General features: G+C 65.2%; 27 protein-coding genes. 13 read left to right on the top strand and 14 right to left on the bottom strand.

The annotated features are described in order from the left end of the window. Positions 1 to 27: 27 nt before the first annotated feature. Both ACXAG6_RS01255 and ACXAG6_RS01250 read left to right on the top strand, forming a co-directional pair. Complete coding sequence (locus tag ACXAG6_RS01255; RefSeq protein WP_475334233.1) at positions 28 to 966, top strand: diacylglycerol/lipid kinase family protein; 939 nt, start codon at positions 28 to 30, stop codon at positions 964 to 966. After that, positions 963 to 1,790 carry a metallophosphoesterase family protein gene (locus ACXAG6_RS01250; RefSeq protein ID WP_475334231.1) on the top strand — a complete coding sequence of 276 codons (828 nt, stop codon included), beginning with the start codon at positions 963 to 965 and terminating at the stop codon, positions 1,788 to 1,790. The genes ACXAG6_RS01255 and ACXAG6_RS01250 overlap by 4 nt, the downstream gene beginning before the upstream one ends. 1 nt (position 1,791) lies before the next feature. Here ACXAG6_RS01250 and ACXAG6_RS01245 read toward each other — a convergent pair whose 3' ends face one another. Next, positions 1,792 to 2,841, bottom strand: a complete 1,050-nt coding sequence (locus tag ACXAG6_RS01245) for an OmpA family protein (protein ID WP_475334230.1) — start codon at positions 2,839 to 2,841, stop codon at positions 1,792 to 1,794. A 136-nt stretch (positions 2,842 to 2,977) separates the two neighbouring features. On the opposite strand from ACXAG6_RS01245, the gene ACXAG6_RS01240 reads away from it, so the two are divergent. After that, on the top strand, positions 2,978 to 3,433 hold the full coding sequence (locus tag ACXAG6_RS01240; protein WP_475334228.1) for a hypothetical protein: 456 nt from the start codon (positions 2,978 to 2,980) through the stop codon (positions 3,431 to 3,433). On the opposite strand, the gene ACXAG6_RS01235 is transcribed toward ACXAG6_RS01240, so the two are convergent. From ACXAG6_RS01235 to ACXAG6_RS01220, 4 genes are all read right to left on the bottom strand, one after another. Beyond that, entirely contained in the window at positions 3,402 to 3,902 is a 501-nt protein-coding gene (locus tag ACXAG6_RS01235) for a hypothetical protein (protein WP_475334227.1), read from the bottom strand. The genes ACXAG6_RS01240 and ACXAG6_RS01235 overlap by 32 nt on opposite strands. A gap of 46 nt (positions 3,903 to 3,948) precedes the next feature. Continuing rightward, on the bottom strand, positions 3,949 to 5,136 hold the full coding sequence (gene rlmN, locus ACXAG6_RS01230) for a dual-specificity RNA methyltransferase RlmN (protein WP_475334225.1): 1,188 nt from the start codon (positions 5,134 to 5,136) through the stop codon (positions 3,949 to 3,951). A gap of 69 nt (positions 5,137 to 5,205) precedes the next feature. After that, positions 5,206 to 5,733, bottom strand: a complete 528-nt coding sequence (locus ACXAG6_RS01225) for a hypothetical protein (protein WP_475334222.1) — start codon at positions 5,731 to 5,733, stop codon at positions 5,206 to 5,208. Between the two features lie 59 nt (positions 5,734 to 5,792). Next, the gene (locus tag ACXAG6_RS01220) at positions 5,793 to 6,317 is read right to left on the bottom strand and encodes an invasion associated locus B family protein (protein ID WP_475334220.1); all 525 of its coding nucleotides are present in this window, start codon (positions 6,315 to 6,317) and stop codon (positions 5,793 to 5,795) included. A 158-nt stretch (positions 6,318 to 6,475) separates the two neighbouring features. Here ACXAG6_RS01220 and ACXAG6_RS01215 point away from each other — a divergent pair, with 158 nt between their 5' ends. Beyond that, the gene (locus ACXAG6_RS01215; RefSeq protein WP_475334218.1) at positions 6,476 to 7,447 is read left to right on the top strand and encodes an asparaginase; all 972 of its coding nucleotides are present in this window, start codon (positions 6,476 to 6,478) and stop codon (positions 7,445 to 7,447) included. 10 nt (positions 7,448 to 7,457) lie between these two features. Here the strand turns inward: ACXAG6_RS01215 and serB are convergent, their stop codons facing one another. Beyond that, the gene (serB, locus tag ACXAG6_RS01210; protein ID WP_475334215.1) at positions 7,458 to 8,327 is read right to left on the bottom strand and encodes a phosphoserine phosphatase SerB; all 870 of its coding nucleotides are present in this window, start codon (positions 8,325 to 8,327) and stop codon (positions 7,458 to 7,460) included. Positions 8,328 to 8,457: 130 nt separating this feature from the next. Between serB and ACXAG6_RS01205 the strand changes: the two genes are divergently transcribed. The 4 genes from ACXAG6_RS01205 (at position 8,458) to ACXAG6_RS01190 (ending at position 13,322) form a co-directional block, all read left to right on the top strand. After that, positions 8,458 to 9,393, top strand: a complete 936-nt coding sequence (locus tag ACXAG6_RS01205; protein WP_475334213.1) for an L-lactate dehydrogenase — start codon at positions 8,458 to 8,460, stop codon at positions 9,391 to 9,393. Positions 9,394 to 9,549: 156 nt separating this feature from the next. Next, a complete protein-coding gene (locus ACXAG6_RS01200; RefSeq protein WP_475334210.1) occupies positions 9,550 to 10,704 on the top strand; it encodes a phosphoserine transaminase in 1,155 nt (384 codons plus the stop codon). 97 nt (positions 10,705 to 10,801) lie between these two features. Beyond that, positions 10,802 to 12,397, top strand: a complete 1,596-nt coding sequence (gene serA / locus ACXAG6_RS01195; protein ID WP_475334207.1) for a phosphoglycerate dehydrogenase — start codon at positions 10,802 to 10,804, stop codon at positions 12,395 to 12,397. A gap of 169 nt (positions 12,398 to 12,566) precedes the next feature. Further along, entirely contained in the window at positions 12,567 to 13,322 is a 756-nt protein-coding gene (locus ACXAG6_RS01190) for a metallophosphoesterase (RefSeq protein ID WP_475334204.1), read from the top strand. A 155-nt stretch (positions 13,323 to 13,477) separates the two neighbouring features. Here the strand turns inward: ACXAG6_RS01190 and ACXAG6_RS01185 are convergent, their stop codons facing one another. Together ACXAG6_RS01185 and ACXAG6_RS01180 are read right to left on the bottom strand one after the other, a co-directional pair. After that, on the bottom strand, positions 13,478 to 14,830 hold the full coding sequence (locus tag ACXAG6_RS01185; protein WP_475334201.1) for an ammonium transporter: 1,353 nt from the start codon (positions 14,828 to 14,830) through the stop codon (positions 13,478 to 13,480). Positions 14,831 to 14,858: 28 nt separating this feature from the next. Further along, positions 14,859 to 15,197, bottom strand: a complete 339-nt coding sequence (locus tag ACXAG6_RS01180) for a P-II family nitrogen regulator (RefSeq protein ID WP_140015917.1) — start codon at positions 15,195 to 15,197, stop codon at positions 14,859 to 14,861. 257 nt (positions 15,198 to 15,454) lie between these two features. Here ACXAG6_RS01180 and ACXAG6_RS01175 point away from each other — a divergent pair, with 257 nt between their 5' ends. Further along, positions 15,455 to 17,719 carry a transglycosylase domain-containing protein gene (locus ACXAG6_RS01175; protein WP_475334198.1) on the top strand — a complete coding sequence of 755 codons (2,265 nt, stop codon included), beginning with the start codon at positions 15,455 to 15,457 and terminating at the stop codon, positions 17,717 to 17,719. A 45-nt stretch (positions 17,720 to 17,764) separates the two neighbouring features. Here the strand turns inward: ACXAG6_RS01175 and ACXAG6_RS01170 are convergent, their stop codons facing one another. Genes ACXAG6_RS01170 through ACXAG6_RS01160 form a run of 3 tightly spaced genes read right to left on the bottom strand, consistent with a single transcriptional unit; the run spans position 17,765 to position 19,474 of the window. Beyond that, positions 17,765 to 18,166, bottom strand: coding sequence for a hypothetical protein (locus ACXAG6_RS01170; RefSeq protein ID WP_475334196.1), 402 nt, complete (start codon positions 18,164 to 18,166; stop codon positions 17,765 to 17,767). Further along, positions 18,163 to 18,792 carry an MlaC/ttg2D family ABC transporter substrate-binding protein gene (locus ACXAG6_RS01165; protein ID WP_475334194.1) on the bottom strand — a complete coding sequence of 210 codons (630 nt, stop codon included), beginning with the start codon at positions 18,790 to 18,792 and terminating at the stop codon, positions 18,163 to 18,165. Before ACXAG6_RS01165 ends, ACXAG6_RS01170 begins: the two co-directional genes overlap by 4 nt. Continuing rightward, the gene (locus ACXAG6_RS01160; protein ID WP_475334192.1) at positions 18,767 to 19,474 is read right to left on the bottom strand and encodes an MlaA family lipoprotein; all 708 of its coding nucleotides are present in this window, start codon (positions 19,472 to 19,474) and stop codon (positions 18,767 to 18,769) included. Before ACXAG6_RS01160 ends, ACXAG6_RS01165 begins: the two co-directional genes overlap by 26 nt. Before the next feature lie 227 nt (positions 19,475 to 19,701). Between ACXAG6_RS01160 and ACXAG6_RS01155 the strand changes: the two genes are divergently transcribed. From ACXAG6_RS01155 to pyrF, 3 genes are all read left to right on the top strand, one after another. After that, positions 19,702 to 21,438, top strand: a complete 1,737-nt coding sequence (locus ACXAG6_RS01155; protein ID WP_475334189.1) for a type I secretion system permease/ATPase — start codon at positions 19,702 to 19,704, stop codon at positions 21,436 to 21,438. Next, positions 21,435 to 22,724, top strand: coding sequence for an HlyD family type I secretion periplasmic adaptor subunit (locus ACXAG6_RS01150; RefSeq protein ID WP_475334187.1), 1,290 nt, complete (start codon positions 21,435 to 21,437; stop codon positions 22,722 to 22,724). The genes ACXAG6_RS01155 and ACXAG6_RS01150 overlap by 4 nt, the downstream gene beginning before the upstream one ends. Positions 22,725 to 22,889: 165 nt before the next feature. Then, positions 22,890 to 23,621 carry an orotidine-5'-phosphate decarboxylase gene (gene pyrF, locus ACXAG6_RS01145; protein ID WP_475334184.1) on the top strand — a complete coding sequence of 244 codons (732 nt, stop codon included), beginning with the start codon at positions 22,890 to 22,892 and terminating at the stop codon, positions 23,619 to 23,621. A 45-nt stretch (positions 23,622 to 23,666) separates the two neighbouring features. On the opposite strand, the gene ACXAG6_RS01140 is transcribed toward pyrF, so the two are convergent. Beyond that, positions 23,667 to 24,293 (bottom strand): NAD(P)-dependent oxidoreductase, encoded by a 627-nt coding sequence (locus ACXAG6_RS01140; protein ID WP_475334182.1) that lies wholly within the window; start codon positions 24,291 to 24,293, stop codon positions 23,667 to 23,669. Between the two features lie 120 nt (positions 24,294 to 24,413). On the opposite strand from ACXAG6_RS01140, the gene ACXAG6_RS01135 reads away from it, so the two are divergent. Next, on the top strand, positions 24,414 to 24,785 hold the full coding sequence (locus ACXAG6_RS01135) for a winged helix-turn-helix transcriptional regulator (protein WP_475334181.1): 372 nt from the start codon (positions 24,414 to 24,416) through the stop codon (positions 24,783 to 24,785). A 61-nt stretch (positions 24,786 to 24,846) separates the two neighbouring features. On the opposite strand, the gene ACXAG6_RS01130 is transcribed toward ACXAG6_RS01135, so the two are convergent. Together ACXAG6_RS01130 and ACXAG6_RS01125 are read right to left on the bottom strand one after the other, a co-directional pair. Next, positions 24,847 to 25,152 (bottom strand): hypothetical protein, encoded by a 306-nt coding sequence (locus tag ACXAG6_RS01130; RefSeq protein WP_475334178.1) that lies wholly within the window; start codon positions 25,150 to 25,152, stop codon positions 24,847 to 24,849. Positions 25,153 to 25,370: 218 nt separating this feature from the next. Continuing rightward, entirely contained in the window at positions 25,371 to 25,937 is a 567-nt protein-coding gene (locus ACXAG6_RS01125; protein WP_475334175.1) for a hypothetical protein, read from the bottom strand. Positions 25,938 to 26,004 lie beyond the last annotated feature (67 nt).

Here is a 26,004-nt window from a genome sequence, read left to right as displayed (position 1 = left end):
CTGCAACCAGAACATCCGGAGACCGAAATGGTGGCCCTGCCAGAGCCTGCCGATATCGCCCAGCCTGCTATTGAGCCGGGCGAAATCTGCGTGATCGCCAATGCCAAATCAGGCACCAACGCCCGCGATTCCGAGGCGATAGATCGCGCGCTTGCGGTGTTTGGCGAGGCCGCCATGCTGCGCCACTGGAGCCCGGGGGATGACCTTTCGGGCCTTGTCGACAAGGCGCTGGCCGATGGGGCAACGACCATTGTCGCCGCAGGCGGGGATGGCACGGCCATGGCCATGGCGCAGAGCCTGCTCGGCAAGCCCGCCGCGCTGGCCGTTTTGCCGCTTGGCACCTTCAACTTCTTTGCTCGCGGCCTCGGCCTGCCGGAAGACCCGGAAGAGGCCGCGCGGGCCATCCTTGGCGGTCATCGCCATGATATCTCGGTTGGCATGGTGGGGGAGCGGGTGTTTTTGAACAACGCTTCGCTCGGTGTTTACCCGGCGATCCTCAAGGAGCGCGAAACGGTTTACAAACGCTGGGGCCGCCGCCGGATCATGGCCCATTGGTCGGTGCTCAAAACCTTCCTGCGGTTTCAGCGCCCGATGAAGATGCGCCTCACCGCAGATGGCAAAGCCCACAACCTGCGCGCGCCGCTGCTCTTCGTCGCCCGCTCGGCCTATCAGCTCGAACGGTTCGGCCTTGCCGGGCAAGAGGCGATTGCGGACGATGAGTTTGCCGTGCTCATCGGGCGGGCGACCAGCCGTGCAAAGCTCTTCAAGATCACATGGCGGCTGATCACCGGCACCATGCAGGAGGGGCGCGATTATGATATGCTGAAGGCGCGCGATCTTACCGTTGAAACGGCCCGGCCCCGGTCGCTCGTGGCGTTTGACGGCGAAAAATCCACCGAGAAAAGCCCCTTCCACTTCACCATGGCCGACGAGCCGCTCACCATCATCCTGCCCGGAGCCGCATGAGACGCATCCTTCACCTCTCCGACCTGCACTACGGCAAGGCCGACGCCAACCTTGAGGCCCCGCTGCTCAGGGCCATCGCCAAGCTGCGGCCCGATCTGGTTGTCATATCCGGTGATTTCACCCAGCGGGCCCGGCGGCGGCAGTTTCGGCAGGCGGCGGACTTCCTGAGCCGGATCGAGGCGCCGGTGCTCTCGGTGCCCGGCAACCATGACACGCCGATCGACAACCTGTTCCGCCGGTTCGTCACCCCTTTTCACCGCTACAAGCGCCACATCAACAGGGTGCTGGAGCCATGCGTGGAAGACGCCGAAATGCAGGTGGTGGGGGTAAATACCGTCAACCGCTTTTCATGGCAGCGCGGAAGGTTTTCCGGGCGGACGGTGCGGCGGGTGTGCAATGCCTTTGCCGGGCGGGCGGGCAAGCTGAAGGTGGTGGTGGTGCATCATCCGCTCGAGCATGGGCCAACGGTTGAAAAGCAGCTGATGCGCGGGGCCAGCGCGGCGCTTTCGGCGCTGTCGGATTGCGGGGCCGATGTGGTGCTTTCGGGCCATCTGCACACCGCCTCCGCCGCGCCCTTCACCGCCGCTCCCGGGCTGCTCTTCGTGCAGGCGGGCACCGGCCTCTCGACGCGGCTGCGCGAGGAGACCAACAATTTCAACGTGCTGGACGCCGAGGGCGGGCGTGTTTCCGTCACCACATGGGGCGCGCAGGGTGCGGAGTTTGAGCCCGGAGACAGCGCAACCTACGCCCGCCGTGGTGCGGGATGGGAGCGGGTGGCGGGCGAGGCAGAAGTGTCTGCCCGCCCGCGCATGGCCTCGGCCTGACCTAGTTGGTGCGGGGCAAAAACTCGATCCGGCGGTTCTTGCCCTTACCCTCTGCGGTGTCGTTTGAAGCCACCGGCTTGTCTTCGCCATAGCCCTTGGCCGAAAGGCGCTCGGGCGCGATCCCGTTTTCGATCAGGTAGTCGGCCACCGATCTGGCGCGGCGCTCCGAGAGGCGCTGGTTGTAGCTGGCCTTGCCCACGCTGTCGGTGTGGCCTGCCACTTCAACCTCGATGCCCGGGCAACGGCTGGTGATGTCGAGCAACTCCTTGAGCAGCGGCTCCGATGCGCTGTCGAGCCGGGACGAGCCGGAGGCGAAGTAGATATTGCCGGTGCGCGACAAAATCTCGAACCGGCCTTCGCAGGCCTCCTTGCTGAAGTCGCCCTCATCTTCCAGCGCCGCATTGGTGGCATCCACCTCCGCACCGCCGCCGCCGGTCAGCGGGGCGCTGCCGGTGCCGCGCCGGTCAAAGAGAAAGTCGAAGGTGACGGTGGTGGAGGGCACGATATCCACCTTCGCGGCGTCTTCCAGCTTGCCGAGGTTTTCCATCAGGCCGAACTCCTCCACCGAAATGGCAACGGGCCGGGCCGTGGCCACCGAGATGCGGTCATCGCTCAGAAGCGTTGCCACGACTTCGGCCACGAGGGTTTTCTTGACCCCGTGCAGATCGAGCGAGAAGGGCATGGAAAAGGTGGCGCGGCGCTTGCTTTCCAGCTCGCCGATCATCTCGGGCGTCACATCGGCCAGCACGATGGCTTCGGGAAACTTGAAGGTTTCAAAGAACAGGAAGCGCATGCGGACGTTGCGCAGATCCACCTTGGTGTCCACGCTTTCCAGCGCGATCCGCAGTTCCGCCTTGCCGTTGGGAAAGATCTCGCCGGTGAAGGTGGCGAAATCGCTGGACTCCGAAACGACCTCTTTCTTGATCGACTGGAACCGCAGGTTGGAGGCATCGGCATCCAGCAGCCAGCCCGGATCAAGCGCGCCTTGGGCGTTGGCGGGTTGGGCGACGTGCAGGGCGAGCGCCAGAATAAAGGCGAGACGACGGATCATGGTTACCTCCTTGGGTTGAGGCCTTGAATGGGTCTGTTGCAAATGCCGCCCAGCGGACGGTTCAATTGGGAACATGAATTGCCCGAAGGCGGAACTGTTGCTAGCGTCTTTATACTAAGCGCAACAGGCGGGCAGAATGAAAGAAAATCGTGCAGGTCTTGTGATTGGGCTGTTTGCCGCCCTGTTCCTGGCCGGCGTGGCCGTTGCGCAGGGGACGGGCGATCCGGCGGTGATCATTCTCGATGTGGATGAGAATGAGCAGGAAGCCGGCGCACCCGGGCAGGATGTTCCGGTGGGCCCGGTGCGCTGGGGCGAACCGCTGCAAGGCGGGGTTGAGGACATCCGCGGCAAGACGATCGAACAGGTGTTTACCGAGAATTCGCCGCTGTTTCCGCCGCTTGAAGGGCTGCCAGAGGAGATCTGGAAGGACCAGACCTGCACCAATTGCCACGAATGGACGCGCGAGCGCATCTGCGAGCAGGCGACGAATTACCTGAAGCCCGAGTTTGCCGACAACCTCGCCAAGGCGCATCCGCTGGGCGGCACCTTCAAGGCCAACCTCAAGCTCTGGGCCGAGGATGGGTGCTCTTAGGAGCTAGGGGTTCGACAACCTCGCTGGCCGCCTCTTTGGGGGTGTCTCCAAGAATGCGTTCGACGAGGTAGCGGTGGCTGTGCCCCGGAAAGGGGGCGCCGAAGCGGCGGATCAGCCGCGAATAGGCCTGCCCGATTTCCGATGCTTTGCAAATGCGTTGGCCGTCTGAGAGGCGGTGCACGGCGAGGCCTCCGCCAGCCGGGCGCAGTTCATGGTCGAGGCGGTGCAGGAGGTCTGTAAGATGGCGCCAGGACTCGGCATCGGCGAAAGCTGGGGCGAGGAGCGCGGCGAGCCGCGCGACGAGCCGCTCATCCGCCCTTCGAGGCGTCTTCGCCGGGGTGTGGCGGTGCCGCAGTTCGCGCCGCACGGCATCGCGCAGCAATTGACCGACCGAGATGTCACCTTTCTGCGCTTCGTCCATGAGGGCCGAGAGCGTGGCGTGGGTGACCTGAAAAGAAATCCGCTGCATGCCGGCAGGATCAGCCGATTCTGGTTAACGAGGGATTAAGCCTGCCTCAGAGACCCGCCTCCGCCGCGATCTCCTTGCGGCTCTTGCGCGCCCGCTCCGTCTCCGACTTCAGCTGCCCGCAGGCGGCCATGATATCTTCGCCGCGCGGGGTGCGGATCGGGCTGGCATAGCCCGCCTTGTAGACGATATCGGCAAAGGCCTCGATCCGTTCCCAGCTGGAGCGCTTGTAGGGCGCGCCGGGCCATTCGTTGAAGGGGATCAGGTTGATCTTGGCGGGGATGCCCGCGATCAGCTTCACCAGCCGCCGGGCATCTTCGTCGCTGTCGTTCACCCCGTCGAGCATGACGTATTCAAAGGTGATGCGCTCGGAGTTCGACGCCTTGGGGTAGGCCTTCAGCGCGGCCAGCAGGGTTTCGATGTTCCACCGCTTGTTGATCGGCACCAGCTTGTCGCGCACCTCGTCGGTGGTGGCGTGAAAGCTGACCGCCAGCAGGCAGCCGATCTCTTCGGCGGTCTTGGCGATCTCGGGCACAACGCCGGAGGTGCTCAGCGTGATCCGGCGGCGGCTGAGCGAAATGCCCTCGCCATCCATCGCGATCTTCATCGCATCGCGCACCGCATCAAAGTTGTAGAGCGGCTCGCCCATGCCCATCAGCACGATGTTACTCAGCAGGCGCGGGCCGTTCTCGTCAGAGCCTTTGCCGGGCTCGGGCCATTCGCCAAGGTCATCGCGGGCCAGCATCACCTGCCCGACGATCTCCCCCGCCGTCAGGTTGCGCACCAGCTTCTGGGTGCCGGTGTGGCAGAATGAGCAGGTGAGGGTGCAGCCGACTTGTGAGGAGATGCAGAGCGTGCCGCGATCTTCCTCGGGGATATAGACGGTTTCCACCTCATGCCCGCCGGCGATGCGCACCAGATACTTGCGGGTGCCATCGGCGCTCACTTCGCGCTTCACCACTTCGGGCAGGGCGATTTCAAAATGTTCGGCCAGATCGGCGCGGAACGCCTTGGAGAGGTTCGTCATCGCCTCGAAGTCGCGCACACCCCACTGGTAGACCCACTGCCAGATTTGGTTCACCCGCATCCGCAGCTGCTTGTCGGCCACACCGATGCCGCGCAACGCATCGGCCAGGCCCTCGCGGGTCAGGCCGACAATGTTGCGCTTTCCGCCCTCGGGCAGTTTGCGCGGGATCGTGGCAACGTCTTGCGTGATCGGGGCATTGGCCTCGGTCATGGGAGTTCTCCGGGTGTCGGGTTCAAGCCGTGCACATAGGGCGGGCAGGGCCTTATTGCAAAGGTTTTTTCACAGGCCGAAGCGGCGGGAGATCTCTTGCAGGGCCTCTTGCTGGCGCGGGCCAAGGCTGCCGCCCTCGGCGCTGGCGGCGGTGTTGAGCACCTCCAGCAGGGGCTGCACCTCGCCCTGACCGCCCAGCGTGATCAGCTTCTTGACGATCCGGGTGATGGCCGCATCCGGCGTGCCGCATTGTGCCACCAGCCAGCGGCCCAGAATGGCGGCCTCTTCGGCGCCGTTCAGATCGGTGCGATAGGCCTTTTGCAGCCCTTGCAATATGCCGGTGCGCTGGCCGCGCGTGGGCAGGTCATCAAGCGAAATGAAGGCCTCGGCAATGCCTGCGGCGGCCACCATGGGCTCGTCGATGCCGTCGACCGGGTGTTCACGCTTGCGCAGCTTGTAACCAAAGCGACGGGCGGCGGCGCGCACATCGCCCGCGGCGTTCATCAGCTCGCCTGCCATATCGGCAGCGCCCTTGGCACGAATATACCACATGTAGGCTGCACCGAGCAGCGCGATGGCTCCGAGAATAAAGGGCAAGGCAATGACTCCGCACAGAAAACCGCTGCGAGAAGCCTAAGCCCAAATTCGCGCGCCGATCAACCGCCGCAGCGCTTGGTGGCCTCGTCCAGCGCCGCCGTCAGCCCCAGCAGCGAGAAGGTATCCTCGGTGCGGGTGCCCCGGCTGGAGCGCGCCGTCAGCTTGGCCTCTGCGCCGCGCTTCATCGCGGTGAGGATCCGGGCGTCATCCTGCGGGCTGGCGGACCAGGCCCACTCGCCCTCGGTGAACAGCTCGAACTGGGTGCCGCCGATGTCCAGCGTCACGGTGGAGCCGCCGGCAAAGGGATAGCCGCCGGTAAAGCTCACCTCGCCCGCGCCGCTGCCGGGCCGCACGGTGACGAACAGCAAAATGTCGCTCCGGCGCACCGCCACGACGCGTCCGTCGCGGGTGTTTACCGTTTCCTTGGGCGCCGAAACGCTCCAGCATTCCTTGGGGTCGTCCTCGACGAAAACCGACCAGTCGGTCTTTGCCGCGACGCGGTTGTCGCTTTCCTGTGCAAGGCCTGCGCCTGCGCCCATTGCAACGATACTGGCCACGAGGCCAGCCATAACCCGGTTTTTCATGTGTCCCACAGCCTCCAGCTGCCTCTGCCTCAAGCCTTCGCCTTTCCTTGCAGGTGGCGAATGTCTTTTCAACTTGCTCTGGCTCAATGTAACGTGATTTTCCGTAACTGCGAAAGCCCTCTTGGCAGAATTTCGCTGACATTACGGAGAGGTGAGGCATGCAGGCAGATCTACTGGTGGAAGTAACGCGCGGTGGCGAGGTGGAATCTGTTCACCTCGGGCATGTCGCGGTGGTCAATGCGGCGGGTGAATTGGTGGACGGGCGCGGCGCGCCGGGGCTGCCGGTTTATCCCCGGTCCGCGGCCAAGATGATTCAGGCCCTGCCGCTGGTGCGCTCGGGCGCGGCGGCAGACAGGAGCCTTGGCAGCGAGCAGCTTGCGCTGGCCTGCGCCTCGCACAACGGCGCGGCCATTCACACCCGCCCCGTGGCCCGCTGGCTGGCCGCGCTCGATCTGGGCGAGCCCGCCCTGCGCTGCGGCACCCAGATGCCGGATGATCGACCGGCCCGCGAGGCGCTCATCAAATCGGGTGAAGCGCCCTGCCAGTGGCACAACAACTGCTCGGGCAAGCACGCGGGCTTTCTCACGCTCTCGGCGCACCTCGGGGCCGGGCCGGAATACCACGAGTATGACCATCCGGTGCAGCAGGCGGCGCATGCCGCATGGGAAGACATCTGCGAGGAAGACACCTCCGGCTGGGGCATTGACGGCTGCTCGGCACCGAACTTTCGCAGCTCCGTCACCGCCATGGCCCGGGCGATGGCCAAATTTGCCACGGCTCCCGAAGGCTCCGCGGAGGCGCAGCTGCGCGATGCGATGATGGCCCACCCCGAGCTGGTGGCGGGCGAAGGCCGGGCCTGCACCGAGCTGATGCGCGCGGCGGCGGGCAAGGCGGCGGTGAAGACCGGGGCAGAGGGCTATTTTACCGCGATCCTGCCAGGGCAGGGGCTTGGGATCGCGCTGAAGGTGGCGGATGGCGGCACGCGGGCGGCAGAATGTGCCATGGCCGCGCTGCTGGTCAAATACGGCGTGCTCGACAAGGACGATCCGGCGGTGCGCAAACGGGCCTGGGCCCCGCTGCTCAATCGCCGCAAGGTCGAAGTGGGCGAGGTGCGCCCGGTGTTCCTCTAGGCGGGGCAGCTCAGCCCGCGAACTCGGACTTGGCGTAGCCTTGAAGGTAGAGCAGCGCCGTCAGGTCACCGTGGTTGATGCGCAGCTCGCATTCGGCGGCCACCACCGGCTTGGCGTGCAGCGCCACGCCCGCGCCCGCGCGGCCCAGCATGCCAAGGTCATTCGCCCCGTCGCCTACGGCCATCACCTCGGCCTCGGCGATCCCAAGTCGCGCGGTGATCTCTTCCAGCGCCTGCACCTTGGCCGCTTTCCCGAGGATCGGATCGGCCACCTTGCCCGAAAGCGTGCCGCCCTCCATCAGCAGGGTGTTCGCCCGGTTCTCATCGAAGCCCAGCAGCTCGGCCACCCGCGCTGTGAAGGCGGTGAACCCGCCCGACACCAGCGCGCAATAGGCCCCGTTCGCCTTCATCGTCGCCAGCAGCGCCGCGCCGCCCGGCATCAGTTCGATCCGCTCGTCCAGAACCTTGGCGATGATGCTTTCGGGCAGCCCCTCCAGCAGCGCCACCCGCTCGCGCAGGGCACCCTCGAAATCCAGCTCGCCGTTCATTGCCCGCGCGGTGATTTCCTTTACCCGCGCGCCCACGCCCGCCTCTTCGGCCAGCTCGTCGATGCATTCCTGCCGGATCATCGTGCTGTCCATATCCGCCAGCAGCATCTTTTTGCGGCGGCCCTCGGCGGGCTGCACCGCCATATCGACGCCAAGTGCCTGCATGTCCGCCCAGATATCCCAGCGATTGCCCGGCACCTGTGCCACGGCGAACCCCGCCGCCTCGTCGGGCGCGAGCCATTGCAGGCTTTCGCCGCCCCATGCGTTGCGCAGGGCTTCGGCGGCGGCGGGCTCCAGCCCGCCGGGGCGGGCAATGAGGGTCACGATATGCATCAATCGGGCTCCGAAGTGTCGATTCGCGCGCCATAGAACAGATGGCAGGGGGGCTTGGCCAGTGCCCCGGTTTCCGTCCGCGCGCAGGCGCGACACTCTACCTTTGCGGGAATCAGCAATGGAGTGCGTGATGAAACTTGGAATCGTGGGTGCCGGAATGGTTGGAAGCGCGGCGGCCTATGCCTGCGGGTTGATGGGCTGCGCGCGCCATATCGTGCTGGTGGATGCCAACCCCGCGCTTGCCCGCGCTCAGGCGGAAGACATCGCCCACGCCATGCCCTTTGCCGCCGCCTGCGCCATCGAGGCGGGGGGCTATGAAGAGCTCACCGGGGCCGATGTGGTGATTATCGCCGCAGGGGTGGCGCAAAAGCCCGGCGAGTCGCGGCTCGATCTGCTCACCCGCAACGCCGCGGTGTTCCGCGAGGTACTTGAGGGGCTCACCCGCCATGCGCCGGGCGCGCTGCTGCTGATTGCCTCCAACCCGGTGGATGTGATGACGGGCATCACCACCCGCCTCTCCGGCCTGCCGCCCGCACGGGTCATCGGCTCCGGCACCATCCTCGACACCGCCCGCTTTCGCCACTTGCTCGGCGCGGCGCTGGGCGTCGATCCGCGCTCGGTGCATGCCTATGTGCTGGGCGAGCATGGTGACAGCGAGGTGCTGGCATGGTCCTCGGCCCGCGTCGGCGCGCTACCGCTGGAGGAGGTGGCGGCTCAGGTTGGCAAACCGCTGGGCGCGGAGGCGCGCGACCGGATTGACGATGGCGTGCGCCGCGCGGCTTACACCATCATCGAGGGCAAGGGTGCCACGTGGTATGGCATCGGCGCAGGGCTGGCGCGGCTGGTAGAGGCGGTGGGCGGTGACGAGGCTTCGGTGCATTCCGTCTCCATCCTCACGCCCCATGTTGCCGGGGTGCAGGAGGTGCCACTTTCGTTGCCGCGCCTGATCGGGGCTGCGGGCGTGCTGGCCGATCTGCCGCCCGAGCTTTCGCCACAGGAAACCGCCGACCTCGCCCGCAGCGCCCGCCTGCTGAAAAACACGCTCGAGGCCCTGCCGCTCGATTGAGCCCGGTTTCCTATCGGAACGCCCGCCGCCGTTTTTGCCTGCCCTTCCGTCGTATCCGCGCCATTTTCCCGGTTGCAGCCCGGCCTGCACCCCACTATCTCCGGCGGCGGGACACCTCTCCCCAACGAGAGGCATATATCTGGAAGGATACCAGCAATGGCTATCGAAGCTCCGGCCACGCGGCCGGCTAACCCGCGTTTTTCGTCCGGCCCCTGTGCCAAACCCCCCGTTTTTTCGCTCGAGAAGCTGGCGGATGCCGCCCTTGGCCGCTCGCACCGTGCTGCCGTTGGCAAGGAAAAGCTGAAGGCCGCGATCGAGACCACCCGCGAGATCCTTGGCATTCCCGCCGACTACAAGATCGGCATCGTCCCGGCCTCTGACACCGGCGCGGTGGAAATGGCGATGTGGAACCTGCTGGGCGAGCGCAAGGCCACCATGGTTGCATGGGAGAGCTTCGGCGCAGGCTGGGTGACCGATGTGGTCAAGCAGCTCAAGATCGACGCTGATGTGAAGACCGCCGAGTATGGCGAGATTGTCGATTTCGCTGAAGTGGACTTCGATACTGACGTGACCTTCACATGGAATGGCACCACCTCTGGCGTGCGCCTGCCGAATGGCGATGCGATCCCGGCGGATCGTGCGGGGCTGACGATTTGTGATGCCACCTCCGCCGCCTTCGCGATGGACCTGCCGTGGGACAAGCTCGATGTCACTACCTTCTCCTGGCAGAAGGTGCTGGGCGGCGAGGCGGCTCACGGGATGCTGATCCTGAGCCCCCGCGCCGTGGAACGGCTCGAAAGCTACACCCCCGCATGGCCGCTGCCCAAGATCTTCCGCCTGACCAAGGGCGGCAAGCTGATCGACGGGATCTTCCGGGGAGAAACCATCAACACCCCCTCCATGCTGGCCGTGGAAGATTATCTCGTGGCGCTCGACTGGGCCAAATCGGTGGGCGGCCTGAAGGGCCTCATCGCCCGGGCTGATGCCAATGCGCAGGCGATTTTCGACTTCTGCGAGGCCCGCGACTGGATCGCCAACCTCGCCACCGACCCGGCCACGCGCTCCAACACGAGCGTGTGCCTGAAGTTCACCGACGCCCGCATCACCGATGGCGCCGCATTCGCCAAGGCCGTCGCCAAGCGGCTGGCCGACGAGAACGTGGCGCTCGACGTTGGCGCCTATCGTGATGCCCCTGCGGGCCTGCGCATCTGGTGCGGCGGCACGGTGGAAACCTCCGATATCGAGGCGATGCTGCCCTGGCTCGAATGGGCCTTTGAAGCCGAGATCGAGGCCCTCGCCGAAACCGCATAGGTGGGCAAATTGCCCACCCTAGGTGGTGGGCGCGCCCTGTAGGGTGGGCAATCTGCCCACCTCCCCCCTATCCAATTTACATGACAGGACCAAACCCATGGCCCCCAAAGTTCTCGTCTCCGACAAACTCTCGGAAACCGCCGTTCAGATCTTCCGTGATCGCGGCATCGACGTCGATTTCATGCCCGAGCTGGGCAAAGACAAGGAAAAGCTCGCCGAGGTGATCGGCCAGTATGATGGCCTCGCCATCCGCTCCGCCACCAAGGTCACCGCCAAGCTGCTGGAGAACGCGACCAACCTCAAGGTCGTTGGCCGTGCCGGGATCGGCACAGACAACGTCGACAAGGAAGCAGCCTCCAAGAAGGGCGTGATCGTGATGAACACGCCCTTTGGCAACATGATCACCACCGCCGAGCACGCCATTGCGCTGATGTTCGCCGTGGCCCGGCAACTTCCCGAAGCCTCGCAATCCACCCATGCGGGCAAATGGGAGAAATCCAAGTTCATGGGCGTCGAGCTCACCGGCAAGACGCTGGGCGTCATCGGCGCAGGCAACATCGGCGGCATCGTGTGTGACCGTGCTCGCGGGCTGCACATGAAGGTCGCCGCCTACGATCCCTTCCTCAGCCAGGAGAAGGCCGACAAGATGGGCGTGCAGAAGGTGGAGCTTGATGATCTGCTCGCCAAGGCCGATTTCATCACCCTGCACGTGCCGCTCACCGACCAGACCCGCAACATCCTCTCGGCCGAGAACCTCGCCAAGACCAAGAAGGGCGTGCGCATCATCAACTGCGCTCGTGGCGGGCTGATCGACGAGGCCGCGCTGGCCGAACTGCTGAAATCCGGCCATGTCGCCGGGGCCGCGCTCGACGTGTTTGCCGAAGAGCCGGCCACCGAGAACGTGCTCTTCAACCTGCCCAACGTGGTCTGCACGCCGCACCTCGGCGCCTCCACCTCGGAAGCGCAAGAAAACGTGGCGCTGCAGGTGGCCGAGCAGATGTCGAACTACCTGCTCGACGGCGCGGTGGAAAACGCGCTCAACATGCCCTCCATGACCGCCGAAGAGGCCAAGGTGATGGGGCCCTGGGTCAAGCTGGCCGACCATCTCGGCAGCTTCATCGGCCAAATGACCGACGAGCCGATCAAGGCGATCAACATCCTTTACGATGGTGTCGTTTCCAAGATGAACCTGCCCGCGCTGAACTGCTCGGTGGTGGCCGGTATCATGAAAAAGGCCAACCCCGATGTGAACCTCGTCAGCGCCCCGGTCATCGCCAAGGAGCGCGGCGTGCAGATCTCCACCACCAACCAAGACAAGTCCGGCGCTTTTGATGGCTACATCAAGGTGACGGTGGTGACAGACAAGCGCGAGCGCTCTATTGCGGGCACGGTCTTCTCGGATGGCAAGCCGCGGTTCATCCAGATCAAGGGCATCAACATCGACGCCGAGATCGGTGAGCACATGCTCTACACCACCAACAAGGACGTGCCGGGCATCATCGGCACGCTGGGGCAGACGCTGGGCACCAATGGCGTCAACATCGCCAACTTCACGCTTGGCCGCTCCTCGGTGGGCACCGATGCCATCGCGCTGCTCTATGTCGATGACCGTGTGCCCGATGACGTGCTGGGCAAGCTGGCAGAGACCAACCTGTTCCAGTCGATCAAGCCGCTGCAATTCGACGTCGCCTGACGTTTGAACAGAGCAATGAAGGGGCGGTGCCGGTGAGCCGGGGCCGCCCCTTTTGCGTGAGCGGGGCGCGGCAATATCCCGCCCGGGTGGTTGACCCGCCCCCCTGCCATGATATCTCGCGCGCAGGGGGGATGCTGGCACCCGAAATTCTGTGAAAGGTCAAAGTGGTATGCGCGTTTATGCGATTGGGGATATTCATGGTCACCTCGACAAGCTGAAGAGCGTTCATGCCTTCATCGAAGAGGATAAGGCGCGGGTGAAAGACCCTGATGCCGTGGTCGTCCATGTTGGCGATCTGGTGGACCGTGGCCCTGATTCGTCGGGCGTGCTTGGCTACCTTGCCGAGGGCATGGCCGCCGGGCAGCCCTGGATCGTTCTTAAGGGAAACCACGACAGGATGATGCGCCGCTTTCTGGAGCCCGACCGCCTGCGCGACCCGTCCCGCCCCGATCTGCACTGGCTTCAGCCCAATATCGGCGGGCGCAACACGCTGGAGAGCTACGGGGTGGATACCGACCCGGCGCGCGGCAAGGAGGCGATCCATGACGATGCCCGCGCCGCAGTGCCCGAGGCCCATGTGTCCCTGCTCGACGGCATGGCCACGCACCACACCCTGCCGGGGCTCTTCTTCGTTCATGCTGGTGTGCGCCCCGGTGTGCCCTTCGCCGCGCAGACCGAGGATGATCTGGTTTGGATTCGCGAGCCCTTTCTGTCGGATCCGCGCGACCACGGGCGGCTCATCGTGCATGGCCACAGCCCGGTTGCCGCGGCCACCCACTATGGCAACCGGCTCAACATCGACAGCGCGGCAGCCTTTGGCGGGCCGCTCTCGGCGGTGGTGATCGAGGGCGAGCGGCTGGAGGTGGCGCTGCTGACCGAGGCCGGGCGCCAGCCGCTGATGCCGGTGCAGGCCGCGCTGGGCTGAGGAGCAGCCTGCTTCACGCCAATTCCCCCGCCTCGCAGATGCGATGAGGCCCCTGCGCGGGCTGAAGAGCTGCCGTCGCTCTCCCGCTTGGTCAAAGAAAAACCCCGGGCGCTTTCACGCCCGGGGCCGTTTTTAGACTGTCCCGGAAGGGGAGGTCAGCCTTTGGCGAATTCCGGATAGGCTTCCATGCCCAGCTCGGTGGTGTCGAGACCGGCGATCTCGTCTTCCTCCGAAGCGCGGATGCCCATGATCGCCTTCAGGATGAACCAGATCACGCCGCTGACCACGAAGACGAAGATGCCCACGATCACGATGGCCTTGATCTGCACTGCAAGCGACGCGTCGCCGTTGGTGATGCACACCGCGAGCGTGCCCCAGATGCCGGCGAAGAGGTGCACCGGGATGGCGCCCACAACGTCGTCGATCTTCAGCTTGTCGAGGAACGGCACTGCGAAGACCACGATCACACCGCCCACGGCACCGATCAGCGTCGCCGCGCCCAGACCGGGGGTCAGCGGTTCGGCAGTGATCGAGACGAGGCCTGCGAGCGCGCCGTTGAGCACCATCGTCAGGTCGACCTTCTTGTAGAGGATCTGGGTCAGCACCAGCGCCGCGAGGGCACCACCGGCAGCCGCCGTGTTGGTGTTGGCGAAGATCCGGCTGATGTCAGCCACGTTGCCAGCGGTATCCATGTACAGCTGCGAGCCGCCGTTGAAGCCAAACCAGCCAAGCCACAGGATGAACGTACCCAGCGTGGCGAGGGTCAGGTTGGAACCGGGCATCGGATGCACGCGGCCGTCCTTGTACTTGCCAAGACGCGGGCCGAGGATGAGCGCACCAGCAAGGGCGGCCCAGCCACCGGTGGAGTGCACCACCGTCGAACCGGCGAAGTCGAGGAAGTCGGTCACACCCTCGGCACCGGGTGCCAGGAAGCCGCCGCCCCATTTCCAGGAAGCCTGGATCGGGTAGATGAACGCCGTCAGCAGGATCACGAAGATCAGGAAGGGCCACAGCTTGATGCGCTCGGCCAGGGTGCCCGAAACGATCGAGGCGGTGGTGGCGCAGAACATCAGCTGGAAGAAGAAGTCGGAACCGACGGAAGCATAGGTCAGGTCTGTTTCGGTGTCTGCAAGGCCAACGGCTTCAAGCACGGCAGGGCCGAAGGCACCGAGGTAGCCCTCGGAGATCCAGCCATCGCCCGGATACATCAGGTTGTAGCCGACGAGGTAGTAGGCGAGCGAGGCGATCGAGAAGAGCGCCATGTTCTTGGTCAGCTGCATGGTCACGTTCTTCTGGCGCACGAGGCCGGCCTCGAGCATCGAGAAGCCCGCTGCCATCCAGAACACCAGAAAGCCGGTGACCAGGAACATGAAGGTGGTGAAGATATAGCCGATTTCGCCGTTCGGCGGCGTCATGTCGGCTTCGGCCTCCTGCGCAAGACCCATGGCGGGCAGCGCAACCGCTGCCGTCAGGGCCGCGGCGGCCGGGATATATTTGCGGAATTGCATCTTTTCAGAGTCCCCTAACTGTCCGCGCTCAAAGCGCTTCGTCGTTGATTTCGCCGGTGCGCACGCGCACGGCCTGGTTGACATCCAGAACGAAGATCTTGCCGTCGCCGATCTTGTCGGTCTTCGCAGTGGTCTGGATCGTTTCCACCACCTGATCGGCCATCGCGGCCGAAACGACGATTTCGAGTTTGACCTTTGGCACGAAGTTCACGGCGTATTCGGCACCGCGATAGATTTCCGTGTGGCCCGACTGGGAGCCGAAGCCCTTGATCTCGGTCACCATCATGCCGCGCACGCCGATGGTGGTCAGCGCTTCGCGAACCTCCTCCAGCTTGAACGGCTTGATTGCTGCAATTATGAGTTTCACAGTTGTCCCCTTCCATTGTGCCAGGCGCAGCCCCGGCGGGTTCACGGCGTCAGTCACAGCCCGTTGCACCCCCGGCTTCAAGCGAACGCAGCCCGCTCCACCTGCGGATTCAGCAGGCAGTTGCACAATTTTTGCACAAAATGGGCGACATGCTCAGAAATTAGGCGCTCTGAAAAATCACGTTTCTCGCACGGTCTTGTCTCCCCTTTTCCAGCCCCCACCTCTATGCTGCGCGGAAAAATGCGAGCGAGGCACGCATGAGCGGCAATGGACGAAAGAAGACGCCCCTGGTGGCGGAGAAGCGCTTTTCGAGCGCGGCTCCGGCAAAGAAGGCGGCGCCCAAGAAGGCGAAACCCCCGAAGAAGAAGCGCGCTCCGCGTGCCAAGCGGCCTGTGCCCAAGGGGCCTTTGGGCTGGGCGGCGCGGATCATCCGATTCTTCATGCGGATCATCTGGGGCGTGACATGGCGGATGGGCGCGGTTGTGGCGCTGATCGTCGCCGGGGCGGTGGCCTATTTCTACACCACGCTGCCCGAGGATGTGACGGCCCTGCTTGATGCCCGCACGCGCGGCTCCGTCACCATGCTGGACCGCGACGGCGCGGTTTATGCGTGGCGCGGCGAAACCTACGGCGGCCCGGTGACTGTCGAAAAAATCTCGCCCCATCTCAAAAACGCCGTGGTGGCCACCGAAGACAAGCGTTTCTACCGCCACTTCGGTGTCAGCCCGCGCGGCATTGCCTCTGCGATCAAGATCAACCTCTCCGAAGGGCGCGGCCCGCTTTCCGGCCACGGCGGCTCCACGCTGACCCAGCAAACCGCCAAGCTGCTCTGCCTCGGCATCCCCTATGACGAGGCCGCGTGGGAGAGTGAGGCGGCCTATGAGTCGGACTGCCGCGAAACCACGCTGTGGCGCAAGATCAAGGAAATGATCTACTCGATGGCGCTGGAGACCCGCTACACCAAGGATGAGGTGCTGGCGATCTACCTCAACCGCGCCTATCTCGGGGCCTCCTCGCGCGGGTTTGCCGCCGCCTCACAGCGCTACTTCGGCATTGCCGCCAAGGATCTGAACCCGGCGCAGGCGGCGATGCTGGCGGGCCTTCTCGTGGCCCCCACCCGTTATGCCCCCACCTCCGACCTTGAGCGCAGCCAGGCCCGTGCGGCCACCGTGCTCAAGCTGATGCAGGAGCAGGGCTACATCACCATGGCCGAGCGCGAGCAGTACACCAACAACCCGGCCACGCTCTCTCAGGCCGCGCAGGCCCGCGCTGGCGGCTACTTTGCCGATTGGGTGATGGACACCGGCCCCGACTTTTTGACCAAGGACACCACCGAGGACGTGGTGCTGAAAACCACGCTCGATCAGCGCATCCAGAAGGCCGCCGAAGAGGCGATGAAGGAGATCTTTGCCACCAAGGTAAAGGAAGGCTCCGCCGCGCAGGCTGCCATCGTGGTGATGAGCGCCGATGGCGCGGTGCGCGCCATGGTTGGCGGGCGGCAAACCAAGGTGACCGGCGCGTTCAACCGCGCCACCATGGCCAAGCGGCAAACCGGCTCCTCCTTCAAGCCCTTCGTCTATGCCGCCGCGCTTGATCTGGGCTACACGCCCAATGCAACGGTGGTGGATGAGCCGCTCACCATCAACGTGCCCGGCTCCGGCCCCTACAGCCCCAAGAATTACGACCGAAAGTTTCATGGCCGTGTGACGCTGACCGAGGCGCTGGCGCATAGCTACAATATCCCCGCCGTGAAGGTCTCTGAGGCCGTGGGCCGCGAGAACGTGCGCAACATTGCCGAGGATTTCGGGATCGAGAGCGATCTGGCCGCTGGCCCGGCGCTGGCGCTGGGCGCCTCCGAATCGTCCCTGCTGGAGATGAGCGGCGCCTATGCCGGCATCCTCAACGGCGGCACCTCCGTCAGCCCCTATGGCATCCTTGAGCTGCGCCTGAAGGGCGATGACGAGCCGCTGATGGGGCAGGGCGGCGGGCTGGGTGAGCGCGTGATCACCGAAGAGGCCGCGCGCTACCTCATTTACATGATGAGCCAGACCATCGAGCAGGGCACAGGCCGCCGCGCCAACATCGGCCGCCCGGCGGCAGGCAAGACCGGCACCACCAACTCCGCGCGGGATGCGTGGTTTCTGGGGTTCACCGCCGATTACGTGGTGGGCGTCTGGATGGGGTATGACGACAACACCCCGCTCACCGGCGTGACCGGCGGCGGGCTTCCGGCAGATATCTGGCGCGAGGTCATGGTGCGTGTGAACGAAGGCCAGCCGGTGAAAGAGCTGCCGATGCTGGTGCCCCAGCGCAGGCAGCCGCAGGTGAGCCAGACAGAGCCGCCCCAGCAAACCGCGCGCGAGCAGACCGAGGCCGAACGCCGCGCGGCAGAACGTGCCCGCCGTCAGGCCGAGCGCGAAGCCGAGCGCCAGGAGCGCCAGCAACGGCGGCGCCAGAACGGCGATGTGGCCGAGCGGGTGCTGGAAAACGTGCTGTGCGGGCTACTGGGCTGCCGCAACTGACGGCAGCAGCGGGGCGGGCAGGCGTTGGTGACGCCTCGCCGCGCCTCAGTCGGCGGCGGCCTCTGTCGCGGTGGCCTCGGGCTCAGGCGTTGGCACCGGGCAGCGCTCGTAGCGGAAGGCATAGCCGTTCCACGCCAGTATCAGCCCGCCCTCGGCCCCTTCCATGAACAGAGCGCGCTCGGTCCACTGAAAGTTGGGGTTGGCCCCCTCGCACTCCATGTCGAAGAGTTGGGCGTTCATATCGCGCACGTTCACCGGGTTCCGCATCTTGCAGGTGCCGCTGAGGCCGTGAAACACGCCGTCTTCAATCCGCAGGAACCCCTCGGCCCCGTCCCCGGCCTCGCAATCCGCCTCCGGGCTGGCCCGGTAGCGGCCCTCCACCTCAAGCGCCAACACCGGGGTGGCGGCGCAGGCCAGAGCCAAGGTGAGGAGGCGCGCCCTGCTCACGCGCGCTTGAGATCCTGAATCAGCGCGTCGATGTTGCCACCGCGCCGATCAAGCATCGCGCCGATCTCGGTGCGCTCGGTGAGCAGCATGTTCACATCGGCGATGAAGAGGTTGAAGAACTTGTGCTTCCCGCTCTTGTCGCTGACGAAGAAGGTCACATCGAAGGGGGCGCTGCCGCGCAGGATGGCAACCGTATCCACCTCGATCCAGTTCTTGACCGACCGTGCGCCCTTTACCTCGATCTTGCCGCCGATGAACTCGCGGAAGCGCCGCCCGTATTTGCGCGAGACGTAACCCGAGAAGGCCTGTGTGTAGGCCCGCATCTGCGCCTTGGAGGCCCCGCGTGCTGCAGAGCCGAGCGAGTAGAACGAGATGTAGTTGAGGTCGGAGTAGCGCACGAAGATACGCTGAAAGTCGCCATACATCGCGCGCTCGGATTTGCCCGAGGCGATCACCTTGTTGATGTCATTCACCGCCGCGGTCACAAGCTGCTGCGATGCACCGGACGAAAGGGCCATTGCACCGCGAGGCAGGGCCAGTGCGGATGCCGTCAGCGCCGCCGCTCCCGTCAGAACGTTCCGCCGGGTCAGATTGCCAGTGTCACTGGCCGCCGTAAAAGTCTTCATAGGAATCGTAAACCTCATCTGCCTCTGCTTCTGCAGCCGCCGTGTCTCCGGTCTCGCCCCTGCGGTTTTGCAGGTAGATGATCCGCATCTGCGCGTAGCTGTCTGCACTGTCATATAGAACAGAATCGACGGTTTCCGAATACTTTGCCCGGTCACCGGCGCGTGACATCACCTTGATGACGGTAATTTTCCTCTGGTCTTCCACCTTGATCACGCCCTGAAGCGGGTTCAGCAGCGAGTCAAAGACCTTGCCGGCAAGGTCGCGCTCTGTCGAGGGGCCGAGGATGGGCAGCTCGATGTAGGCCCCTTCCTGAATGCCCGCCTTCGCCAGCGTCACGCCGAAATCGGTCGAATCGTCGTAGAGTCCGATCTTGGTGGCCGGGTCGAACAGCCCGCCGATGCCCACCGTGGTATTGACCGCCGCACGCCAGAAGTTGCGCATCGCGCTTTCCATGTTGCCCTGCAACAGGTGGTTCATCATGTAGCTGGGTTGGCTGATGTTGCTGGAGAAATTCGAGAGGCCCTGCGTGACCGGCTTGGGAATGGCTTTGCCCACCCCGCCGCCTTTGCCGCCGCCCATGGCGCTGTCGACCCGCTTGTTGAAGGCGTGTACCTTGCGGTTTTGCGCCTCGTAGGGGTCATGGATGGCCTCGCCCGAGGTGTTGGCGCTGCATCCGGCCATCAACGTGGCGAAGGCAAGCAGCAGGGCGGCACCGCGGGTGCGAGGGGGGATGTGATGAATCAATGGAATTCTCAACCAGTTCTTCGTATCTTGGCGCGCATGGTGGGCGGGCCACGCAGTGCCCGCGTCTTTGGGGCAGAATAGCCGCCGCAGCCGCTGGTCACAACCGGCGGAAGGTGGCAGACCCCCGAGGCGGTAAAACGGGCAGGATAAGGAGAGCGGCGGATATGCGCATGTCCGACACGGCCAAGGGGCTTGCGGAGCTTCGGGCAGCCCGTGCCAGCGCGCGCGGCCTCTCCGGCTCGGCCTTCACCTTTTCGATCTTCGTCAACCTGCTGATGCTCACCGGCCCGCTGTTCATGCTGCAGGTCTACGACCGTGTGCTTGGCTCGCGCTCCGAAGAAACGCTGGTGGCACTCTTCGTGTTGGTGGCCTTCCTCTTCCTGATGATGGGCCTGCTCGATTACGCGCGGGGCCGGGTCATGGCGCGGGCGGCGGCGCGGTTTCAGGCCGAGATGGAGGGCCGGGTGTTTGCCGCCGTGCTCGCCGCAGAGGGCAAGAGCCCCGGCAATGATCTGGCGGCATCGGGTCTGCGCGATCTTGATTCGGTGCATCGCTTCATGGGCTCGCCCGCCTTGCTCGCGTTCTTTGATGTGCCGTGGACGCCGCTCTTTCTGGCGGCGATCTTCATCTTTCACCCGCTGCTCGGCGTGCTCGCGCTGGGCGGTGGCGCGGTGCTTGTGGCTGTGGCCCTGCTCAACCAGAGCCGCACAAAACGGCCCTCGCAGGAGGCCGCCGCGCTGCGCGAACGCACCGAGCGGATGGCCGACCAGATGCGCAGCGAGGCCGAGACGATCCAGTCTCTCGGGATGCGCGGGGCCACCTTTGCTCGCTGGCAGGGCGCAAGGGCCAAGTCGGCAACCCGTGCGCTTGCCGCCGCCGACAGGGCAGGGGGCTATGGCACCACCACCAAGGCGCTGCGGCTCTTTCTGCAATCGGCAATGCTGGCGCTGGGGGCCTGGCTGGTGCTTCAGGGCGAGTTGACGGGCGGCGCGATGATTGCGGGCTCCATCCTGCTGGGCCGCGCGCTTGCGCCGGTGGAGCTGCTTATTGGCCAGTGGGAGCTGGTCAGCCGTGCCTCGAAGGGCTGGCAATCGCTGGGCCGCCTGCTCTCCGCCGTGCCCGCCGAAAAGCCCCGCACCGAGCTGCCCGCGCCCCGCGCCGTGCTCGACGTGAGCCAGGCCACCGTGGTGCCCCCGGGCGAAAGCCAGGCCTCTTTGCGGATGATCTCCTTCCACCTCGCGCCCGGGCAGGCGATGGGCGTCATCGGCCCTTCCGGTGCGGGCAAAAGCACGCTGGCCCGCGCCCTCACCGGCACATGGCCCACCGCAGGCGGGCGCATCCGCCTCGATGGGGCCGCGCTCGACCAGTATGATCCGGATACTCTTGGCCGCTACATCGGCTACCTGCCCCAGCGCGTGACCCTGTTTGATGGCACCATTGCCGAAAACATCGCCCGCCTCGCCCCCCAGCCGGATGCCGAGGCGGTGGTGGCCGCTGCCAAGAAGGCAGCGGCGCATGAGATGATTCTCAAGCTGCCCGACGGCTACGACACGCCGGTTGCGGCAGCGGGCGGGCGGCTCTCGGGCGGGCAGATCCAGCGCATCGGGCTGGCCCGCGCACTCTATGGCGATCCGGTGATCCTTGTGCTGGACGAGCCGAACTCCAACCTCGACAACGCGGGCTCCGAGGCGCTGAACCGGGCGATCAAGGCGATGAAGGCGGATCAGAAATCGGTGCTGATCATGGCCCACCGCCCCGCCGCGATTCAGGAATGCGATCTGCTGATGGTGCTCGACGGCGGCATGCGCAAAGCTTTTGGCCCGCGTGACGAGGTGCTCAAGCAGATGGTCAAGAACCACGCCGAAATCGCCCGGGCCGGTGGGCAGGGAGGCGTGTCATGAACCTCTCGGCCCGCCGCCCGCTGCTGCTTGGCTTCTTTGCGCTGGTGCTGCTTCTGGGCGGCTTTGGCACCTGGGCGACGTTGGCCAATATCTCGGGCGCCATCGTTGCCTCCGGTCAGGTCGAGGTGGAGCAGAACCGGCAGGTGGTGCAGCACCCCGATGGCGGCGTGGTGGATGAGGTGCTGGTGGCCGAGGGGGCCAGCGTGGAGGCGGGTGATGTGCTGATCCGCCTTGATGCCTCCGAGCTCGCCTCCGAATTGGCCATTGTCGAAGGCCAGCTGTTCGAGATCATGGCCCGCGCCGCCCGCCTGCGGGCCGAGCGTGACGAGGCCGAGCGCATCGAATTTTCGCAAGAGCTGCTCGACCGTGCCGAGGGCTGGCCCGATGTGGCCGAGATGGTGGAGGGCCAGTCCCGCCTCTTCACCGCGCGCAATGAGTCGATGTCGCGGGAGGCCGAGCAACTGGCCCGCCGGAAGGGCCAGATCGACAATCAGGTGGAGGGGATCGACGCCCAAAGCGCCTCGCTCGCCCGCCAGCTGGAGCTGATCGAAACCGAGCTGGAAACGCAGCGCGGCCTCTTCGAGCGTGGGCTGGTCAGCTATGACAAGGTGCTGACGCTGGAGCGCGAGCAGGCCCGGCTGGCGGGCGAGATCGGGCGGCTGACGGCGCAGCGGGCCGAGGCCGAGGGCAAGATCACCGAGATCGAGATCGAAATTCTCAAGCTGGGCACGGCGCGCCGCGAGGAGGCCATCACCCAATTGCGCGACGTCACCGCGCAGGAGGGCGAGCTGATCGAGCGGCGGCAGGCGCTGACAGTGCGGCTCTCGCGGCTCGATATTCGCGCCCCGGTGTCGGGCATCGTCTATGGCCTCACGGTCAACACGCCCCGCTCGGTGGTGCGCCCGGCCGATCCGGTGCTGTTCCTCGTGCCGCAAGACAGGCCGCTGGTAATTGCCGCGCGGGTTGAGCCGATCCATGTGGATCAGGTCTTTGCAGGCCAGCCCGTGGTGCTTCGCTTTCCGGCCTTCGACAGCCGCACCACGCCCGAGCTGCTTGGGCAGGTGGTGCAGGTGTCTGCCGATGCCTTCACCGATGAGCGCAGCCAGATCACCTATTATCGCGCCGAGATTCGGCTGAATGAAGGCGAGATCGGCAAGCTGGCGGATAAGGCGATCATTCCCGGGATGCCGGTCGATAGCTATATCCGCACCGATGACCGCACGCCGCTCGCCTATCTGGTCAAGCCGCTGACGGATTACTTCAACAAGGCCTTCCGCGAGAGCTGAGCGCGCGGGCCGCCTGCGCACCGGCACGCCCGCCCGCTCCCCCCGCGCCGCCGCGCAGGCGGGCTGCGGGCGTGGGTGCACCACGTCGGCCCTTGGCCTCTGCGGCTTGCGTGGCGCTGGGGCAGGGCTTAGGGAAGGGAAACATCTTTCAGGAGGCCCGCCGCCATGCAGACTGCCACCGCCGATGCATCCATCGCCCACAATCGCCTGCCGGATGACCGGCTGATCGTTGCCCTCGATGTGCCCAATGCGGTGCAGGGGCTGGCGCTGGCCGAGAAGCTGGATGCGGCGGTGAGCTTCTACAAGATCGGGCTGGGGATGCTTTGCGGCGGCGGCATGGCGCTGGCCAATGAGCTCAAGCAGGAACACGGCAAGCGCATCTTCCTCGACATGAAGCTCTTCGACATCGGCGCAACGGTAGAGGCCGCGGTGCGCGGGATTGCCCAGTTCGAGCTCGATTTCCTCACCGTCCACGGCGACCCGCATGTGGTGCGGGCGGCGCAGGAGGGCAAGGGCGGCAGCGATCTGAAGATCCTCGGCGTCACCATCCTGACCTCGCTGGACCGTGCCGATCTGGATGCCGGGCTGATCCGCGCTGGCGACATTTCCGAGATCGTCACCGAGCGCGCCGCCAAGGCCTTCGAGGCCGGGGCCGACGGGGTGATTGCCTCGCCCCATGAGGCCGGGATGATCCGGGCGTTGCCGGAGGCCGAAGGCAAGCTCATCGTCACCCCCGGCGTGCGCCCCGCGGGCGCGGCGAAGGGCGACCAGAAGCGCATCGCCACCCCCGCCTTTGCGGTGGAACAGGGGGCCGACCATATCGTTGTCGGCCGCCCGGTGTGGCAGGCGGACAACCCCGATGGGGCCGCCCGCGCCATCATCTCTGAGCTGCCCTGACCGGCCCCGCGCGAAGACACCGCGCAGGGTGGATGAGCGGCCCCGCTAGTATGCGATGGTAAACACTCCGCCACGGTGCTTGGGCGCTTCCAGCTCATCGACCAGCGCCACGGCGTAATCTTCGGCGCTGATCCGGCTCTCGCCCTCGGCATCGCTCAGCAGCACATCGCCGCCGATGCGGAACTTGCCTGTACGCTCGCCCGGCTCGATCATTGCGGCAGGGGCGAAGAAGGTCCACTCCACGCCACTCTCGGGCAGGGTCTCCTTGAAGGCCTTCATGCCGGTGGCCTCGGGCAGGATTTCGGGCGGCAGGTTTGGCAGCAGCGGCGAGCCATCGGGCAGGTTCAGCGTGCCTGCGCCGCCGACCACCAGCAGCGGCGTGCCGGCGGCTTTGGCCCCGGCCACAACGCCCGCCCCGATCGCCGCCATCTCGGCCACGGCATCTCCGGTGCTGCGCGGGCTGACGGAGGTGACGATCACATCCATCCCTTCCGCGGCCTTGGCCACCGCCTGACCGTCTGTCACATCAAGTGCCACCGCCTCTGAAGCCTCCGGCAGGGCGATCTTGCCGGGTGTCCGGCTGGCCGCGCGCACCACATGCCCGCGGCCCGCTGCTTCGGCCAGAATACGGCTGCCGATCATGCCGCTTGCGCCAATCAAAAGGATGTTCATCTGTCTTGCTCCGCGATAAGTTACTATTGATAACCTACTTACGGACCATAACCGCGCTGGGGGAGAGGCATTCTCTCGTCACATGGTTACCCAGATGTAACCGCCCAAGGAGCCTTCGCCATGAACATGCAAGCCCGCCGCCGCATCACCTATGCCTGCCCCATGCGCGATGTGCTCGACCGGATCGGCGATGCGTGGTCGCTCTTGGTCATGCTGGAGCTGCTCAGTGGCCCCTGCCGCTTCAACGCGCTGGCGCGGGTGATTGACGGTGTGTCGCGGCGGATGCTCACTGTCACCCTGCGCAACCTTGAGCGCGACGGGCTGGTTAGCCGCACGGTGCTGCCCTGCTCGCCGCCCTCGGTGGAATACGCGCTCACCCCACTGGGCCGTTCGCTGCAATCGGCGCTGGAAGGGCTGCGCGACTGGGCGGTGGTGCATCAGCCAGAGATCAACGACTGCCGCCAAGCCTATGACGCCCGCGAAGAGGCCTGAGCCGCAAAAGGGCCACCCGCACGCGGCCCCTGCACGTCTCTGAGCGCGCCCTCGCTCTGGGCTACTCCATCGCTCTGAAGATCTCTGCGGCGGTGATAGGCATTTTCATCGGCATCGGTTCGGGCAGTAGCCGAAAAGGCGCGTCGTCCTTCAGGGCAGAAACCGGTTGGTGCCCCTGATCGAGATACCACAGCAGCACATACTGCCCGTCCCCTTCCACTGACGCCGAAAACCGGATCGGCTCCAGCTTGCCCTCTGCTTCGAAGATGTAAGCTCCAAAGCCAATCAGCTCCAGTCGCCGCATCCACTCCGGGTTTGCCGGGTGTCGCGCGCCGCCGCTTGGGGCCTGAGGCTCGCGGAGTAGCATTACCCGGTTATAGGGGTGTACACAGCGCGAAACCTCGCCGTCAGGCGGCCCTGCCCGCCGTATCGTAACCTCCGCGCGCAGGCCTCCCTCCTGCTGCTCAGCCCGGATGATCGAAAGCAGCCCATTGCAGGATGTGCTCGGCCCAACCACCTCCAATGAGGCACCTTGCACCGGCCCAACCAGGGTAAGGGCGCCAATGAGTGCGCCGACGAGCCGCCTCATTTCTTGGTGCCCCCGTTGGTGCTGGCTTCCGCCCCGGGGTAGGCCACTTTCACCGTCAGAACATCGTCTTCATGGCTGGCGATATAGGCCTTCAGATCTACGAAAAACTGGCCATCCACCTCGATGCAGCCATGGGAGTAGCCCTTGGTTGAATCGTGCAGATAGAAGTTGCTTCGTGCCGTTCTATTGCCCGGCCCCTTGAACATCCGAATGCGGTTCTTCCCCCAACCGGGGTATTGATAGAGAGCGCATTCACCCGGCCCTTGCGTCGGAATCTTCTCGACCCCGCCTGATTTGCTCGCCGCAATCGAACAACTCGCCTCTGTCGGGGGATCGGTATACTTGTTCACCACGTTGGCGGCACCGTTCAGCTTGAGGTGGATGAAGTATTGACCTTCCGGCACCGGCCCCATCCCTGCCACTGTCTGGTATTTGGCAACTCGAAGGTCGACAACGTTGCCGGAGTTATTGGTGCCCTGATCCATACCGCTGGAGGCCGGGTACTTCTTTGCACCGTTCTTGGCCCAGTTAAGAATCGTGCCGTTGTATTCAAGGTCTGCCATGCATCCCTCCCACTCGCTAATCAAAATTGAAGGGGCCGGCGAGTCGCTCGCCGGCCCCTTCAGATAT

Source organism: Vannielia sp. ABF1_015 (assembly GCF_056160745.1).
Note: the sequence above shows the minus strand (reverse complement) of the source record. Positions and strands in the feature narration are given on the sequence as shown.

What these genes read in the sequence shown, in the direction of transcription:
- ACXAG6_RS01205 (WP_475334213.1), top strand. Translation starts at nt 8,458, where the DNA reads ATGAAACTTGGAATCGTGGGTGCCGGAATGGTTGGAAGCGCGGCGGCC.
- pyrF (WP_475334184.1), top strand. Translation starts at nt 22,890, where the DNA reads ATGCAGACTGCCACCGCCGATGCATCCATCGCCCACAATCGCCTGCCG.
- ACXAG6_RS01235 (WP_475334227.1), bottom strand. Translation starts at nt 3,902, where the DNA reads ATGCAGCGGATTTCTTTTCAGGTCACCCACGCCACGCTCTCGGCCCTC.
- ACXAG6_RS01130 (WP_475334178.1), bottom strand. Translation starts at nt 25,152, where the DNA reads ATGCTACTCCGCGAGCCTCAGGCCCCAAGCGGCGGCGCGCGACACCCG.
- serB (WP_475334215.1), bottom strand. Translation starts at nt 8,327, where the DNA reads ATGCATATCGTGACCCTCATTGCCCGCCCCGGCGGGCTGGAGCCCGCC.
- rlmN (WP_475334225.1), bottom strand. Translation starts at nt 5,136, where the DNA reads ATGACCGAGGCCAATGCCCCGATCACGCAAGACGTTGCCACGATCCCG.
- ACXAG6_RS01250 (WP_475334231.1), top strand. Translation starts at nt 963, where the DNA reads ATGAGACGCATCCTTCACCTCTCCGACCTGCACTACGGCAAGGCCGAC.
- ACXAG6_RS01245 (WP_475334230.1), bottom strand. Translation starts at nt 2,841, where the DNA reads ATGATCCGTCGTCTCGCCTTTATTCTGGCGCTCGCCCTGCACGTCGCC.
- ACXAG6_RS01240 (WP_475334228.1), top strand. Translation starts at nt 2,978, where the DNA reads ATGAAAGAAAATCGTGCAGGTCTTGTGATTGGGCTGTTTGCCGCCCTG.
- ACXAG6_RS01150 (WP_475334187.1), top strand. Translation starts at nt 21,435, where the DNA reads ATGAACCTCTCGGCCCGCCGCCCGCTGCTGCTTGGCTTCTTTGCGCTG.
- ACXAG6_RS01255 (WP_475334233.1), top strand. Translation starts at nt 28, where the DNA reads ATGGTGGCCCTGCCAGAGCCTGCCGATATCGCCCAGCCTGCTATTGAG.
- ACXAG6_RS01220 (WP_475334220.1), bottom strand. Translation starts at nt 6,317, where the DNA reads ATGAAAAACCGGGTTATGGCTGGCCTCGTGGCCAGTATCGTTGCAATG.
- ACXAG6_RS01125 (WP_475334175.1), bottom strand. Translation starts at nt 25,937, where the DNA reads ATGGCAGACCTTGAATACAACGGCACGATTCTTAACTGGGCCAAGAAC.
- serA (WP_475334207.1), top strand. Translation starts at nt 10,802, where the DNA reads ATGGCCCCCAAAGTTCTCGTCTCCGACAAACTCTCGGAAACCGCCGTT.
- ACXAG6_RS01135 (WP_475334181.1), top strand. Translation starts at nt 24,414, where the DNA reads ATGAACATGCAAGCCCGCCGCCGCATCACCTATGCCTGCCCCATGCGC.
- ACXAG6_RS01215 (WP_475334218.1), top strand. Translation starts at nt 6,476, where the DNA reads ATGCAGGCAGATCTACTGGTGGAAGTAACGCGCGGTGGCGAGGTGGAA.
- ACXAG6_RS01175 (WP_475334198.1), top strand. Translation starts at nt 15,455, where the DNA reads ATGAGCGGCAATGGACGAAAGAAGACGCCCCTGGTGGCGGAGAAGCGC.
- ACXAG6_RS01185 (WP_475334201.1), bottom strand. Translation starts at nt 14,830, where the DNA reads ATGCAATTCCGCAAATATATCCCGGCCGCCGCGGCCCTGACGGCAGCG.
- ACXAG6_RS01190 (WP_475334204.1), top strand. Translation starts at nt 12,567, where the DNA reads ATGCGCGTTTATGCGATTGGGGATATTCATGGTCACCTCGACAAGCTG.
- ACXAG6_RS01155 (WP_475334189.1), top strand. Translation starts at nt 19,702, where the DNA reads ATGCGCATGTCCGACACGGCCAAGGGGCTTGCGGAGCTTCGGGCAGCC.
- ACXAG6_RS01200 (WP_475334210.1), top strand. Translation starts at nt 9,550, where the DNA reads ATGGCTATCGAAGCTCCGGCCACGCGGCCGGCTAACCCGCGTTTTTCG.
- ACXAG6_RS01140 (WP_475334182.1), bottom strand. Translation starts at nt 24,293, where the DNA reads ATGAACATCCTTTTGATTGGCGCAAGCGGCATGATCGGCAGCCGTATT.
- ACXAG6_RS01160 (WP_475334192.1), bottom strand. Translation starts at nt 19,474, where the DNA reads ATGGCCGGATGCAGCGCCAACACCTCGGGCGAGGCCATCCATGACCCC.
- ACXAG6_RS01165 (WP_475334194.1), bottom strand. Translation starts at nt 18,792, where the DNA reads ATGAAGACTTTTACGGCGGCCAGTGACACTGGCAATCTGACCCGGCGG.